Here is a 14,846-nt window from a genome sequence, read left to right on the forward strand (position 1 = left end):
GTAACATTTTAAAAGAAATTAATGAACCACATTATCGGATAATTGTAACACTGCCGCTTCGTACAAAGCTCTCGCCTGTAGCATCGCAAGTGAGTTGTATGGAGTATGTAAAGCTGCCGATTGGTGCGGGATATCCTTTGTAATTTCCATCCCATTTCGCTTTGGGATCATCTACAGACAAATTAGAACGATCAAACACTTTGTTGCCCCAACGATCGTAGATCACAAATAATTTAATGAGCGATGCACCATTACCCAGCACAGAGAAGTAATCATTCTTTCCATCACCGTTTGGTGTAAACGAATTAGGGATGAAGATCTGGCTGCCGTTGCAAAGTATTTCGACAGTTACCGAATCAGAAGCGGAACAGTTTTTATCTGTCTTTGCTTCAACAATGTAAGTGATTGTTCTATTAGTTGAACTTACGGGTGATGGACATTGCACGCAACTCAAGAAATCGGGTGGCCGCCACATCCATGTACTGATGTTACTACTTCCTGTAGCATTTAACTGCACGGTGTTGCCGGGCAGCGACTGCACATCGGGCCCTGCATTTACAGTTGGTTTTGGATGAACCACAACATCTATATCGAGTGTATCAGTAAAACAATTCTCCGCATCATAGCCCACAACTGTATATGTTATTGTTGCAGTGGGTGACGCTGTTGTTGAAGCAGATGATATTGAACCAAGCCCTTGTGTATTGTTGATCCATTTATACGATGAAGCTCCTGAAACTGTTAACTGTGCTGACTGTCCCTCGCATATGGAATAATTTGTATTTCCTGTAATACTGATTGGCTGTACAACTCTTACCGTAACTGAATCTGCTTTCTTACAACCATATTGATCGGTGACAAGCACACGATAGTTGGTAGACACAGATGGTGATGCGAATGGAGATGCAGATGACGGATCTGAAAGTCCGGCAGAAGGCGACCATTGATAGGCTGTTCCTCCGGTTGCAGAAAGCTGAATACTATTACCCACGCAAACTTTTGGTTGTGCAGGTGATAGTTGAACAACAGGCAATGCATTCACAGTCAAGATATGGGTGGCTGTATCTAAACAACCTTTATTGTTAACCACGAGTGTAACGGGATAACTACCTGCAGTAGTATAAATTTGTGCTGCTGGATTTTGTATCGATGCTGTCTGTCCATTTTTAAAATCCCAGCTCCATTGTACGCCATTGGTATTTGTTGCATCAGAAGTGAATGTTGCAGTTTCACCTGCGCATATAGCAGCGGGTGCCGTAATTGTTCCTTTGGATGATTCTTTTACAACAACTATTTCTGATACATCTTTTACACAACCTGAACGTGCAGTAACACGTAAAGTAACGGTATAGCTTCCCGGCGAGTTATATTGAAAAACAGGATTCGCTGTATTTGCTGTATCGGCTGCATTACCGGTACCGAAATTCCATTTATAGGAAAGGAAGTTTTGATTCTGCGATGCACCAACACTATACACTTCAGCATTAAAATTGATCTTTACCTGGTTACATGCCTGTAATGGAATGCCTTTGATCTTAGCTGATAAACTATCAATGGTAATTTTTTCAGTTGATGGTGCCGCAACAGTGCAACCATCAGTGTTAGTAATCAAAAGAGATGGTTTGTAAACACCCGGCCCACGGTATGAATGCACAGCAGTGCTGTCCGTTGATGAAAACAATTGTCCATCACCAAAATCCCAAACATAATTTGTAACACCTGTTGCAGATGCATTAAAGTTAACCGGTTGTGAAGAACAGGTTTCTTTCGGATCGAATTTAATCGCAGCATCCAGACCTTTTACTTTTACCGAATCTTTATACGTGCCTGTTAACCCATTGTAACCATATACATACAAGGTAACAATGTAAGTGCCGGGTTTTGTATAAATATGCGATGGATAATTTACATTGTCTGCAGTGTTACCATCACCAAAATCCCATTTCACTCTAACGGCTCCTGCAGAGGTATTATTAAACCTTGCCATTACCGGGGGACAACTTGCATTACCTACAAATGATGTATTGAAATTAAATGCCGAATTAAAATCTCTTACTACAACAACTTGTGTTGCCTCCGAAGTGCAACCAGTCAATGGATCTTTTGCTATGAGTTTTACATTGTACGTACCGGCAATTGTAAATGTATAAGAAGGAGAATATTGCGTGCTTGTTACACCATTACCAAAATCCCAACTGTATTGCGTGTTATATGCATTGTAGTTGTTCGTGTTATTGTAGAAATACACATTTGTATTCAAAGGAACGTTGGAACCTGATGGATAAAAAGACGCTTTAGGACCCTTTACAGTTACATAGCCATCGTAATAAGCGCTCGTGGTTGTGCAACCTGCAGCGTCCCTTACTCTGAGTGTGACGTTATAGCTTCCAGGGTTAGAATAAATGTGTGTGACATCAGCGCCGGTAGTCTTTGTAATTATAGTGCCATCACCAAAGTTCCATTCCCATGATGTGATGGAATTATTTCCGGTAACACTTGATTTATCTTTAAACGTTACCGGCAATTGGTAGCATTGATTGCCTCCTTCAATAACAAAAGAAGGTTTTGCTCCCTTTACGGAATAGCTGATATAGTTCGTGGTATCGAAACAACCGGAAATTGAATTGTAAAGAATAAACCGCAGTTTATCCTGCAGTGGATCAACCGATCCCAAAGAGCCGGAAAATGGATTTGAATTGATGTAATAGTAACTATTGTAACCATTAAACGGAGAACCATCGCCATATTCAATGCGGTAAAATGAATAATTGTATCCACCTGCTGGCGACGCCTGCAATCCGGAAACACCATAGCCAAGATTTTCATTAGAACAAAGACTTGGATTGTTTACTGCCAGTTGAGGTTTTTGCCTTAACATCACGGTAACCATAACAGAATCACGAACAGTGCACGAGCCATTTGATGCGCTCAACCGAACTTTGTAAATTCCTGATGCGCTGTATTGGTGTGTAATATTTGGTTGATACGAAGTGTAAGTTGCCGTTTGCCCATCACCAAATTCCCATAACCAACCTGTTGCTTCTGTTGTCGCATCCGCAAATGTTACTTGCCCTCCACTTCCTTCACAGCCTTTTTGATATCCGTTTATTTTAACAAACGGTGGCTTTATTGTGATGTAGTCTACTTTAGTCATCGTATCATGACAAATACCATTTGTTGCAACAAACCTGATTGTGTACTTCCCTGCATTGGTGAACCTGTAATACAAATCAGTGCTGCTTAGATCAAAGGATTCTCCGTAGGTCCATGTTCCATTCACATACCAACTGCCACGAAACAATTCACCAGTCGACAGGTTATCAAAATGAACCAACGTATTGCCACAAATATCTGTGCCTTTTGTTGACACAAAATTTGCAACAGGTTTTGGATACAGGTTGATATTGCTGTAAACCGCAGTTGCGTTACAACCGGAAGCAGTTGTATAATTCAATGTTACCGAATGAGTGCCGGTTGTTGAAAAAGTAAATTCAGGAGTTGCATCTGTTGATGTGATACCGCCAGGAAAATTCCATTTGTAAGAAGTAATTGTTTCCTGTGTTTGTGCTTTGAACTTGACTGTAAACGGTGTGCATGAGTTGGTTCCGCCTGCTGTTGATGACGTGTACTCGATCGCAACATAAGGACGTGTAACTGTAACATATTTTGTTGTTACGGCACTACAGCCTTCAGCATTGGTAACTTTTAAACGTACATTGTAGGTAATGTTTGCAGGATAAGTAAATACCGGCTCCTGTACGGTTGAATTAACTATCGGGTTATAAAAATCATACATGAACGACCACTCCCAACCAACAGCACCCGCAGTAGTATCTTTGAATTTTATGCGTGCCGGTGCACCACATTTGTCGAGTAACGTATCAAGAAAACCACTTACAACCGGCGTAGGTTTTACTTTAACCGTTTTTGTAATCGAATCTTTACATGTACCAAAGCTGTTAACCAGTTTAATTGTATAGTCTCCTTTGTTGTAGTAGTAATAACTGAAATTATAACTGTAATAAGTTGTGCTACCATCACCCATTTGCCAGGTTGTTTGTGATGGCGATGGCGTGCTGAGCGTGGTGATCTGCGCCGACGTTCCTAAACATATTTCAGGACTCGCCAAACTAAAATCGGCTTTGTAGGATGCAACGTTTACATGATTGGAAAGTGTTTTTGTAACAACACAACCATCAGAACTTGTAGCGGTAAGTTTGATGGTGTAAATTCCTTTTTGTGTAAAGATGTGTTTGGGATCTTTTTCAGTTGAAGTAGTACCATCACCAAAATCCCATAAGTAACTTAATGTTCCCGGCCCGGCACTCTTGTTGGTAAATTTCACTTCATCACTGATCTTGCAAAGAATTGTTTGATCAACAGAAAAATCTGCAACAAGCGGATCAAGCACATCAATAATATCATTCTTCACAACGGTATTGTAGCAACCGTATTGATTTACGACCGTCAGACTTACCGATGCTTTTTGTTTGATCTGGTAGGTATGCGTAGTTGTGGGTGAGTATGTTTGTTGCGTTGAGCCATCACCAAAATCCCAGAAGTAAGAATTGATGACGCCATCACCTGCAGCTGATGTGCTGTTGAATGTAACTGTTAATGGAGAACACCCTTTTACACTTGAAAATGTAAAATCAGCTTGCGGCTTTTTATACACTTTCACTTCCCTTGTTTTGGTTGAAACCTGGTTACCTTCTTTAACCGTTAACGTAACCGTGTAAGAACCTTCAGTTAAATAAACTGCTGACGGATCTTTTAATGAAGACAGATTCCCATTTCCAAAATCCCAGCTATAAACTGTATTTGCAGAAACGCCTGTTGAAAGATTAGTGAAGGAAGATTTTAAAGGAACACAACCTTGCCCGTTTGCAATAGAGAATTCTGCATTCAGCTGTGCTTTTAATGTCAGCGAAATGAAAAGGAGAAAAGAAGTAAGGATGGTTCTGGTTACAAATACGGTCATGGTTAACGGGCGTAGCAATGTTAAGTCAAAATGCAGTGGTGGCGAAGTTTTGCCACACCTTTTTTACATTTTTAAGCGTATTCTTTAACCAGTTTCTATTGAGAGTTTCAGCCAATTATAATTCGATAAAAGTCGATACACAAATAAGTGCAACCTTTTCGCCAATGAGTGTGTCGTTTCGGCTTGTCAACGCAAATTTTATGACATCTAATAATCCCGCTGTACTAAAAACTGCGCTAACTGCTTTAATGGCTCTTTGCGTTTATTCAGCACCGCTATATCTTCTAAATGCTGCATCGCTTTTTCGAGGTACTGATTCTTTAGCTGCATTGCCCATTCATCAACTCCTGCTGATTTGAAAATAGCTACAACTTGTTCTACTTTATCAGCCGGATTATTTTGCATCAGTTCTTTCAACTGTTGCTGTTGTGCAGCTGATGCTGTTTCTAATGCATGGATCATCAGGAAGGTTTTCTTATTGGCTTTAATATCACCACCTACCTGTTTGCCAAACTTTGCCGGATCGCCAAAGCAATCAAGATAATCGTCCTGCACCTGGAAAGCAATACCAAGGTTTCGACCGAATTGATAAATATGATCTGTATTACCGATACTTGCCCCACCGATCATTGCACCAAGTTTTAAACTTGCCGCCAGGAGTACTGATGTTTTTAATTCAATCATTCGCACATACTCATCAAGATGAACGCTTTCCCGTTTTTCAAAATCCATATCCATCTGCTGACCTTCCGATACTTCCAACGCAGTTTTATTGAACAAAGCAAGAATCTGTTTCACATCGCCCTCAACCCTGCCGAGATAATCATAAGACATGGTTAATGCAACATCCCCTGCGAGTATTGCTGTGTTAACACCATGAATTGCATGTACTGTCTGCTTTCCTCTGCGCAAAGGTGCTTCATCCATTATATCGTCATGGATCAATGAAAAATTATGAAAGAGTTCAATAGCTGTTGCTACCTGCCAGGCATCGGGTTTAATATCATCAAACAACTCGTTACCCATTAACACGGCAACAGGACGCACCCGTTTACCACCTATGCTGAGGATATGTTGCGCTGCATCATACAACGATGCCGGTTCGTTGGGAAAATGACGCTTATTAAAATATTCTTCGAACTGTTTTAGTAATTGCTCAAACGACTGCATAACTTTTTGATGTATGATTTCTGATGGTGGATTTAGGATTTGTCAAAGAGGTCGCAAAATATTGAAGTATGATCAGAATTTTTGATGATAGTAAATCAAACATCCTAAATCCTACATCAGATATCATTGCTTTATTTCTTCCGCTTTTTTCTTTTCTCTTCACCAAATGATCGTGGACCTGATTTAAATGACTTGTCTGAAGCCGTTTCTGAACCAAGCAACTTTCCCTCCGTTGAATCAATATGCCCCAGCACCAATTCATAATCAAGCTGACGTTTTTCCAAATTCGCTGCCACTACTTTAATGGTTACTTTATCACCCATTCTGAAGCTTCTTCCGCTGCGTTTACCCACCAGGCAATAATCTTCTTCATTATGTCTGAAATCATCAAAATCGCTCAGCGAAAATAAACTAACAAGTCCTTCACATTTATGTTCAACAGTTTCTACCCAAAACCCGAACGACGCAACACCACTCACCACTCCTTCAAACTCTTCGCCAAGGAACTGGCTCATGTATTCCACCTGCTTGTATTTGTTGGCAGCCCGTTCACTTTCCATGGCCGAACGTTCACGCTCACTGCAATGTTTGCACTTGGCTTCCATCTTTTTATCGATCTGCGGTTCTTTGTCGAGACATTGCTGCAGTACTCGATGCACCAACACATCGGGGTAACGACGGATGGGCGAGGTGAAATGACAATAATGTTCAAAACCTAAACCATAGTGACCGATATTCTCAGCGGTATAGACTGCCTTTGCCATGGTGCGGATACCCAGTGCTTCCAATACATGCTGTTCCGGTTTACCATGAGCATCTTTCAGCATCTGGTTAAATGATTCAGCAATTCGTTTTGGTGATGACACATCAAACGTATGTCCATATTTTTTAGCAAACACCATGAACGGACCAAGCTTGGCTTCATCAGGCGTATCATGCACACGATACGGGAATGGAATTGGTTTATCTTTTATACTGATTTTGCCAATAAACTCCGCTACATGTTTATTCGCCAGCAACATAAACTCTTCAATGAGTTGATGCGCTTCTTTACTTTCTTTAATGGTAATACCGATGGGTTTTCGGTTTTCATCTAAAACAAAACGTACTTCCTGTGAAGAGAAATTGATGGCCCCTTTCTTGAAACGATCTCTACGCATTTTTTGTGCAAGCGTATTCAGCAGAATAATTTCATCGCCATACAAACCTTCACCACCTGCTTCAATTATTTCCTGCACTTCTTCATAACTAAAACGATGATTGGAATGAATAACCGTTCTACCTAACCATACGTTTTTGATCTCGCACTTCTCGGTCATTTGAAAAACGGCAGAAAAAGTATATTTATCTTCTTTTGGTCGAAGTGAACATAATTCATTGGAAATACGTTCGGGCAACATTGGCAATACACGATCAGGTAAGTAAACAGAGGTTGCTCGTGCATAAGCTTCATCATCTAATGCAGTGCCAGGCTCTACATAATAACTTACATCGGCAATGTGCACACCAATTTCGTACAGCCCATTTTCGAGTTTCTGAATAGAAAGCGCATCGTCAAAATCTTTTGCATCAACGGGATCGATGGTGAATGTCAGCACATCACGAAAATCCCTTCGGTTCTTTGCTTCTGCATCACTCACCCCATCGGGGAAACGCTCCGCTTGCTCCATCACTTCATCATCAAAGCTTAAATTGAAACCGGCAGCAAGCAATATCTGCTTCATGGCAATATCATTCTCCGCTTCCTGCTTCACGAGTTCAAGCACTTCTCCTTCAGGTATACGCTTGGCCTTATCCCATGCCGTTAGTTTCACCACAACTTTATCATTGTTTGTTGCGCCATTCAATTTATCTGTAGGGATGAACAGATCGGGCATTGGCCGGTCTGTTTCCGGAACAAAAAAACTGTAGTGCTTTTGTATGCTGATGCGGCCAATGAATTGCGTTTGCTTCCGTTCTATGATACGGGTGATCTCTCCTTCCACTCTTCCGCCACCACCACCACTCTTGGTGATCTGTACTTCAACCGTATCGCCATGCAGTGCTGTATTGAAATGCTGCGGACGAACAATAACATCACGCTCCATATCAACAATCGTTACATAGCCCATGCCGCTCCTGGTAATATCAATTACACCTTTATGACTCGCACCCGGATGTTTATGTTTACCTCCGGCAACTTTACCTGATTTATGTTTTGCAGCAGAACCTTTAGATTCTTTCTGTTTCGGCTCTTTATTAATTTTCTTTTTCTTCATAGTGTTTTGTTTTTTGCCACTGAATCACAACTTGTCTGTTAGTGTTTCTGTGACGTCTCTGTCTTATCAATTTTTATCGAGAACTGCTGAATAAACTCAATCACAGATTTTTTCAACTGTTCTTCCCGGTTAAACAAGATACGATGACGAATGGGTAAAACGAATATTGGAAGATCTTCCAGTTCTTCTTTAAATTTCACCAATCGTACTGCATCTTTCTCTGTTGTGATAATAATTTTTGTGTCATGATCCATTTTACTAAAACGCTTACGCACCTCTTTCAGATCATCGATACTAAAAATATGGTGATCACTAAATGTTATTCTTTCATACGTGTATGAATTGGAAAGAATATGATCTTTCAATGGCTCAATATTAGCAATACCTGTCAACAACAACACTTCCAGCTTTTTGTGCAGATGGTACTCCTGTTGTGGATGCATAATATGATAAGGCACGCCGTATTCAATAGTTGAAAAGAACAGTTGTTGATGCGGCAATGGATTGATCTCTTCCTCAATTTCTTTTCGCTCCTCTTCCGTTAATGCAGCCGGACATTTGGTTACAACAATGATCTCTGCACGTTTGTAACTGTTACGTTCATCACGCAGATCACCGGTGGGCAAAAAGAAATCACGGGTAAATAAATTGCTATAATCCGTTAAAAGGATATTCAATCCTGCCTTAATGGCTCTGTGCTGAAAACCATCATCCAGGATAATAGCCTGCGTTTTTGGCCGGTCGTGCAAAAGTTGAGGTATTGCTTCCAGTCTCGATTCACCCACAGCCACCACTACGTCAGGAAACTTTAAATGAAACTGCATGGGTTCATCACCAATTTCCAACGCATTGGTTGTTTCGCCGGCTAACACATACCCCTTTGTTTTGCGTTTATATCCTCTGCTGAGTGTTGCGATATTCACTTCATCTTTTAATAATCGTAGCAAATATTCTACCATTGGCGATTTACCTGTACCTCCCACACTCAGGTTCCCCACACAAATGATTGGCAAGTTCACTGATGTGGATTTTAATACCCCGTTATCGTATAATCTATTGCGCAGCCATACAACAGCACCGTACAGCAAAGCAAACGGCACCAATAAAAAACGGATGGATTGAAATGTGAGATTAGCCAAATTCATATATGCGCTGTGGCGTAATGCAATAGTTTAAAGGTATATCAAATTGTGCACGGTCGGTGATGGTATCAATAGCTTCAAAATAACTCAAACCTACTTTCAATACATCGGGTCTGCATTTGGCAAGGAACTTATCGTAAAAACCTTTGCCGTAACCAACACGGTAACCGTCGCTATCAAACGCTAAAAGTGGCACAAACACCAGGTCGATCTGTTCTTCATCAATGAGGTTTCCGTTCACCGGTTCATGAATGCCCCACTGGTTTTTCATCACATCCACCATTTCATCGTATTCAATATGCAGCAGTTCATTTTTTTCGTGATCCATTCGGGGAATCACAATCTTTAATTCCGGGTTGCGGAATTCGAGGTAATGCAGTAAATGATCGGTCTCTATTTCCTGTTGTTCTTTAATAGCGAGGTAGGTGTGAACGTAGAAAAGATCGGGTAAAGGCAGTTGCTGAAAATGGATGAGGATAAGATCATCGAACCGGTTCCTGTCTCCCACGGTGAGGCTTAACCGCTTTTCTTTAAATACTTTCCTTGCCTCTTTTTTCGTCATTCTTCTTTGGGTTTGTTCACGAAGATAGAAAAGATGGTGGTGCCATAGTTACGCTCCGCCCGGTAATACGGAAACTGTGTATAACTGTTGCGGGGGGTATGTTCTAATACAAACCAACCGCCTTCATTCAATAGTTCATGTTTAAAGATCATCTTAGGCAGCTCATCAATGGTGCCCAATGCATATGGCGGACCTGCAAAAATAAAATCAAATTTTTCGTTGCACTGCTCAATGTATTTGAATACATCCATCTTCACCACTTTCAGATTTGTACCGAGTTTGTTGTTGGTCTGCTGTATGAACGCAGCCATATTGGTATCTTTTTCTACAATGGTTTGATCGGTTGCCCCACGGCTTGCCAGTTCGTAACTGATGCTGCCTGTTCCGCCAAACAGATCCAATGTTTTGAGACTTTCAATATCGAGATTGTTTTCAATTACATTGAACAAACCGCCTTTTGCAAGATCGGTAGTCGGTCTTGTATAAGGCATTTTAGCCGGTGGCTGAAATGTTCTTCCGCCGAATTTTCCACTTATGATACGCATGATAAAACCTGGTCGAGTGAAGCTGATAAATGTACAGGGTGTTCTTCTGTTGTTTCAGGGAAACTAAACTGCAGTTCATCTTTCAACTGCAAATTTAAAATGTAGAGATGCAACACATCATACAACGCCGAATGCTGATCGATCATACCCTGCAAATAAACAGTGGTTTCTTCCTGTGTAAGATCAAGTTGTTGCATAGCGTTAAGTATATAATACAACACATCTTCCGGTGTGTGATAATTATACGATTGCAATAATAACCAATTACCGTTTTTCTCAACCGTTAATTGCACTTCATTAAAACGAATGGTTGCCGTTACCCTTGCTTCTCCCGCTGCTGTTTTTGTTAACAGCAACGATTGCACATGCCACCACTCTCCTTTCGGGAAACGTTTATTTAATAAGGATGCAAGATCTGCATCAACAGCATAATGATTCACGATGCTTTGCTGCAACACAATATCCTTCACCAACACACGGTTTGATTGCGGGCCATGAACAAGCTGTAATAATTGTTCTTTGCCGGCCTCGCTGTTTAGTACGGCAGGCACCAATACATTTAAGGGAGCGTATTGCAATAAGATCACTTTCTGATAATTGGTATGCACCCAAGGATAAGCCGCTGCAATGGCACTTAACTTTTCTTCTAATTGTGTAGCGTTGATGTGTTGATCAAGCTCAAACACTACCCAGCTGTTCACTTTCTTTTCTGTGGGCTGAAACGATGCAAAACCAATAAACCCTGTACCCGATTGCACCAGAAGGTTAGCACCTGCGGTATCAACATGTTTTGCTTCGTTCGATTCAATAAATACAGATGGGTGTAACACAGTTTTCATTGTTCAATTGCTGCAATAATATGAATAATACGGCTGATGCTGAAGAATCGTGCCAGATTTCAGGACAGAGTCACAGATAACACAGATCATTGCTGCTAAGTACGGATTTTGTTTCCCGTCAGTTCCAACTATTCCATCCGTCCCAATCCATGCTATCCGTGACTCTATCTTGCTTATTTTCGCCAAAAACGACACTGCTTGGAAACAGCTTTACCGAAGAATAACCTGCAACTGGAAATTACCAACCGACAAATTCTTTCCATTTCATTACCCATCAGTTTATCACTGCTGGTACCCTTTCTTAATTTCACGGCTAATAATTTTTTCCTGAGTGGACTGGGCGAGGCTGCCCTTGGCACAGCAGGTATAACAGGAGTATATTTCCTGGTGGTGGCGGTTGTGGGGAATGGGTTGAACAATGCCATTCAATCGCTCATTGCACGCAGGGCCGGTGAAAACAGGTTAGAAGAGATCGGGAAGATATTTTCACAGGGTGTGCGTATTGCTTTCATTTTTGCAGCCATTGGTATTGCACTCACCTACTTGTTTGCACCCATGATCTTCGATTATGCATTACGTTCACAAAATGTGGATGCCAGTGCAGTGAACTTTTTAAAGATCCGTGTGTGGGGACTTCCCTTTCTATATCTCTTCCAGATGGGAAATGCATTTTTGGTTGGGACGAACAACAGCCGATACCTCATGATCGGTACGCTGTTTGAAGCAGGTGCAAATATTTTTTTCGATTACGGGTTTATTTATGGTCATTTTGGTTTGCCAGAGCTTGGTTTTAATGGTGCTGCTTATGCATCGGTGTTAGCAGAGTTTATTGGTATGATCGTTGTTTTCGTGCTCATTTTTATAAAGCGATTGCACATACGTTTTCATTTATTCAATTACCTGCGTTACAGTAAAGAACTAACTAAACTGATCCTGAATATTTCCGCACCTCTCATCGGACAGTTTTCTATCAGTCTCATCAGTTGGTTGATCTTTTATATTTTGATTGAACATCATGGAGAACGGGCCCTCGCTATTTCAAACGTAATGCGCAATATTTTTTCACTTGCCGGTATATTCATCTGGGCATTTGCTTCCACCACCAATGCAATGGTGAGTAATATCATTGGTCAGGGTCGAAGTCATGATGTACACAAACTCATCAACCGTATAATGAAGCTGAGTTTTATTGCCGCCTTCTTCATGTTCATCCTGTTCAATGTATTTGCACATGAGTTGTTGTCGGTGTTTCAATTATCCAAAGAGTTTGTTGATGCAGCCGTACCGGTGTTGCGTATTGTAACAACGGGTATGTTGTTTATGTCTATCTCAGTTGTGTGGCTAAATGCTGTAACTGGCACAGGCAATACACGAATGAACCTGATTATTGAAGCCGTTACTATTGTTGCTTATCTCATTTACGTGTACCTGGTCTTAGAAGTGTACAAACTAAGCCTGCTTTGGGCATGGGCATCTGAATTGATTTACTGGAGCGTGATTTTTGTAATGGCCTTCAATTATTTGAAGAGTGGGAAGTGGAAGGGAAAGGTGATTTGACATTTGTTAGTGATATTAATTTAATTCAAATTATACTTCAAATCTTAGCAGCAAAGACCAATGAACATTTTATTTACTTAACAGAATCTGCAAAATGAGTAATTAAGAAAATCCCGGATAGTTGTCCGGGATTTTCTTAATCAGGTTGCTTATTGAGAGCTAAGATCTTTCCTCAATTTCATAAGATAAACTTCAGTTTTTATAACAGCACCTTCAAAGGTTTTTACCCTGGCATCCCAGGCATCGTATCCGTATTCTTTCGTATAACGATCCCGGAAGGTTAGAGTTCCTGCTGCTGGTGGCGTAGGCCTGCCATAAAATCCTGGTTCCAAAGCTTTAAATCCGTCTTTGAGGTTTCTGATGCTAACAACCACCTGATCGCTGCCATCCCATAGTTGTTCGAAATACGACCAGCTAAAATTCATCATCATAGGGTTTGCCATTTGCTTTTGTATTTTATAATTTCTGGCAACCTCCCTTCTATAATCTCCCTGATTAATACCTTGCTTTAAATGATCCACCGCCACAGAAAAACTTTCAGCTACAACATCTGCATTCCAGCTGCAGCTATCAATAAACCGGTAGGTGGCATTCGTAGTTTCTTCCAGGTAAGGGAAAAAATTCTTGTCAAGATCAACGCTGTGGGCAGTTTTATCTGATCTTTCAGTATCAAAATCTTCATAAGCCTTTGCACCGCTTACGATATGATAAGAACCGGCATTAGGTCCGGTTATTATCTCATAAACAGTTGTTTTATCAACCTTATGAAATTTTGCAACGTGAGTTTTGTACGCAGCTTCAAAAGCCATCTTTTGCCCCTTTTTAGGGGTTACTGAATTTACAGTGTACAAATTTTTAACAGGTGTTGTTGGTTGTCCATAAATGGTCAGGGTTGTTACAGTGAACAACAAGAGAATAATCTTCTTCATGTTTGTAGATTTTGGTTATAAAATAATGATCAATGCTGCAGCTTAAAAAAAACGGCATTTACACAGTTAATCAATAATCAAAACATCACAAATCAGGAATAGCTTGATAGAATTAAAAGGGGAGAATTAATTGAAAAGAAATGTAATTAAAATAATTCCAAATCAAAATGATTAACCATTTATTTTTTTTGATCATTTTAAAGCACAAGAAAACGCAAAATCAGGGAAGAAATGATTGCTTCTATTATTCTGTTTCTGTGCAACATTTGCCGGGTAGAATGACATGAGAGATGTGCGGCGTGCCTTAGGTATGCGTGGGCTATGTTAATGCAAGCCCCGGTTTTGTGAAAAGATTTATCTTACAGTCTAATCACCACTCAGCTCCGTTTGTATGAAACGAAACCTTAACATCTGGCAAAAATTATTCATTGCCGTACTCTGCTTCGGCATTGCCATCGTTGGTTTTATGCTCAAGCTTCCTGCAATGTTCCGTGGTATGGATAAAGAAATGCATGCCGCATTTTATTTCCTTGCTGCTGCATTCCTAAACATCCTGTTTGCTAAACGCAATTTCATCATTCACGCATTCATCTTTGGTTTCCTTTTTATGTTTGGTTATGCCATTGAACTGGCGCAGGAATATTCAAACAAATTCTTTAACAAACGTATTCATGGCCGCTTCGATCCGGAAGATGTTGCATCGAACCTGCAGGGCCTGATCTACTTTTCTGCAATTTGGGTTGTGTATGCTGCCATTAGCCTTCTTGTGAGGAAACCATCTGTTGTAACAGAACAACAGGCTAATGCAGAATAAGAAAAATTGTTGGCTTCTGATTTTTTCCTGCCGAATTCTTAATTTCATT

10 protein-coding genes are annotated in these 14,846 nt (G+C 40.6%); 2 read left to right on the forward strand and 8 right to left on the reverse strand.

What is annotated here, in order from left to right:
• Nucleotides 1–31 precede the first annotated feature (31 nt).
• From WG954_RS18535 to WG954_RS18565, 7 genes are all read right to left on the reverse strand, one after another.
• Nucleotides 32–4,981, reverse strand: coding sequence for a PKD domain-containing protein (locus WG954_RS18535; protein ID WP_340438324.1), 4,950 nt, complete (start codon nt 4,979–4,981; stop codon nt 32–34).
• A 207-nt stretch (nt 4,982–5,188) separates the two neighbouring features.
• Nucleotides 5,189–6,151, reverse strand: coding sequence for a polyprenyl synthetase family protein (locus WG954_RS18540; protein ID WP_340438325.1), 963 nt, complete (start codon nt 6,149–6,151; stop codon nt 5,189–5,191).
• Nucleotides 6,152–6,282: 131 nt separating this feature from the next.
• Nucleotides 6,283–8,409, reverse strand: a complete 2,127-nt coding sequence (rnr, locus tag WG954_RS18545; RefSeq protein WP_340438326.1) for a ribonuclease R — start codon at nt 8,407–8,409, stop codon at nt 6,283–6,285.
• Nucleotides 8,410–8,447: 38 nt separating this feature from the next.
• Complete coding sequence (gene lpxK, locus WG954_RS18550; RefSeq protein ID WP_340438327.1) at nt 8,448–9,554, reverse strand: tetraacyldisaccharide 4'-kinase; 1,107 nt, start codon at nt 9,552–9,554, stop codon at nt 8,448–8,450.
• Nucleotides 9,541–10,113 (reverse strand): 5-formyltetrahydrofolate cyclo-ligase, encoded by a 573-nt coding sequence (locus tag WG954_RS18555; RefSeq protein WP_340438328.1) that lies wholly within the window; start codon nt 10,111–10,113, stop codon nt 9,541–9,543. The genes lpxK and WG954_RS18555 overlap by 14 nt, the downstream gene beginning before the upstream one ends.
• On the reverse strand, nt 10,110–10,658 hold the full coding sequence (locus tag WG954_RS18560; RefSeq protein WP_340438329.1) for an RsmD family RNA methyltransferase: 549 nt from the start codon (nt 10,656–10,658) through the stop codon (nt 10,110–10,112). The genes WG954_RS18555 and WG954_RS18560 overlap by 4 nt, the downstream gene beginning before the upstream one ends.
• The gene (locus WG954_RS18565) at nt 10,646–11,497 is read right to left on the reverse strand and encodes a DUF3822 family protein (RefSeq protein WP_340438330.1); all 852 of its coding nucleotides are present in this window, start codon (nt 11,495–11,497) and stop codon (nt 10,646–10,648) included. Before WG954_RS18565 ends, WG954_RS18560 begins: the two co-directional genes overlap by 13 nt.
• 198 nt (nt 11,498–11,695) lie before the next feature.
• Here WG954_RS18565 and WG954_RS18570 point away from each other — a divergent pair, with 198 nt between their 5' ends.
• The gene (locus tag WG954_RS18570) at nt 11,696–13,054 is read left to right on the forward strand and encodes an MATE family efflux transporter (protein ID WP_340438331.1); all 1,359 of its coding nucleotides are present in this window, start codon (nt 11,696–11,698) and stop codon (nt 13,052–13,054) included.
• A 149-nt stretch (nt 13,055–13,203) separates the two neighbouring features.
• Here the strand turns inward: WG954_RS18570 and WG954_RS18575 are convergent, their stop codons facing one another.
• On the reverse strand, nt 13,204–13,983 hold the full coding sequence (locus WG954_RS18575; protein WP_340438332.1) for a hypothetical protein: 780 nt from the start codon (nt 13,981–13,983) through the stop codon (nt 13,204–13,206).
• Between the two features lie 391 nt (nt 13,984–14,374).
• Here WG954_RS18575 and WG954_RS18580 point away from each other — a divergent pair, with 391 nt between their 5' ends.
• On the forward strand, nt 14,375–14,797 hold the full coding sequence (locus WG954_RS18580; RefSeq protein WP_340438333.1) for a hypothetical protein: 423 nt from the start codon (nt 14,375–14,377) through the stop codon (nt 14,795–14,797).
• Nucleotides 14,798–14,846 lie beyond the last annotated feature (49 nt).

This window comes from Lacibacter sp. H375 (genome assembly GCF_037892425.1).
In the GTDB taxonomy this organism is placed as follows: Bacteria; Bacteroidota; Bacteroidia; order Chitinophagales; family Chitinophagaceae; genus Lacibacter.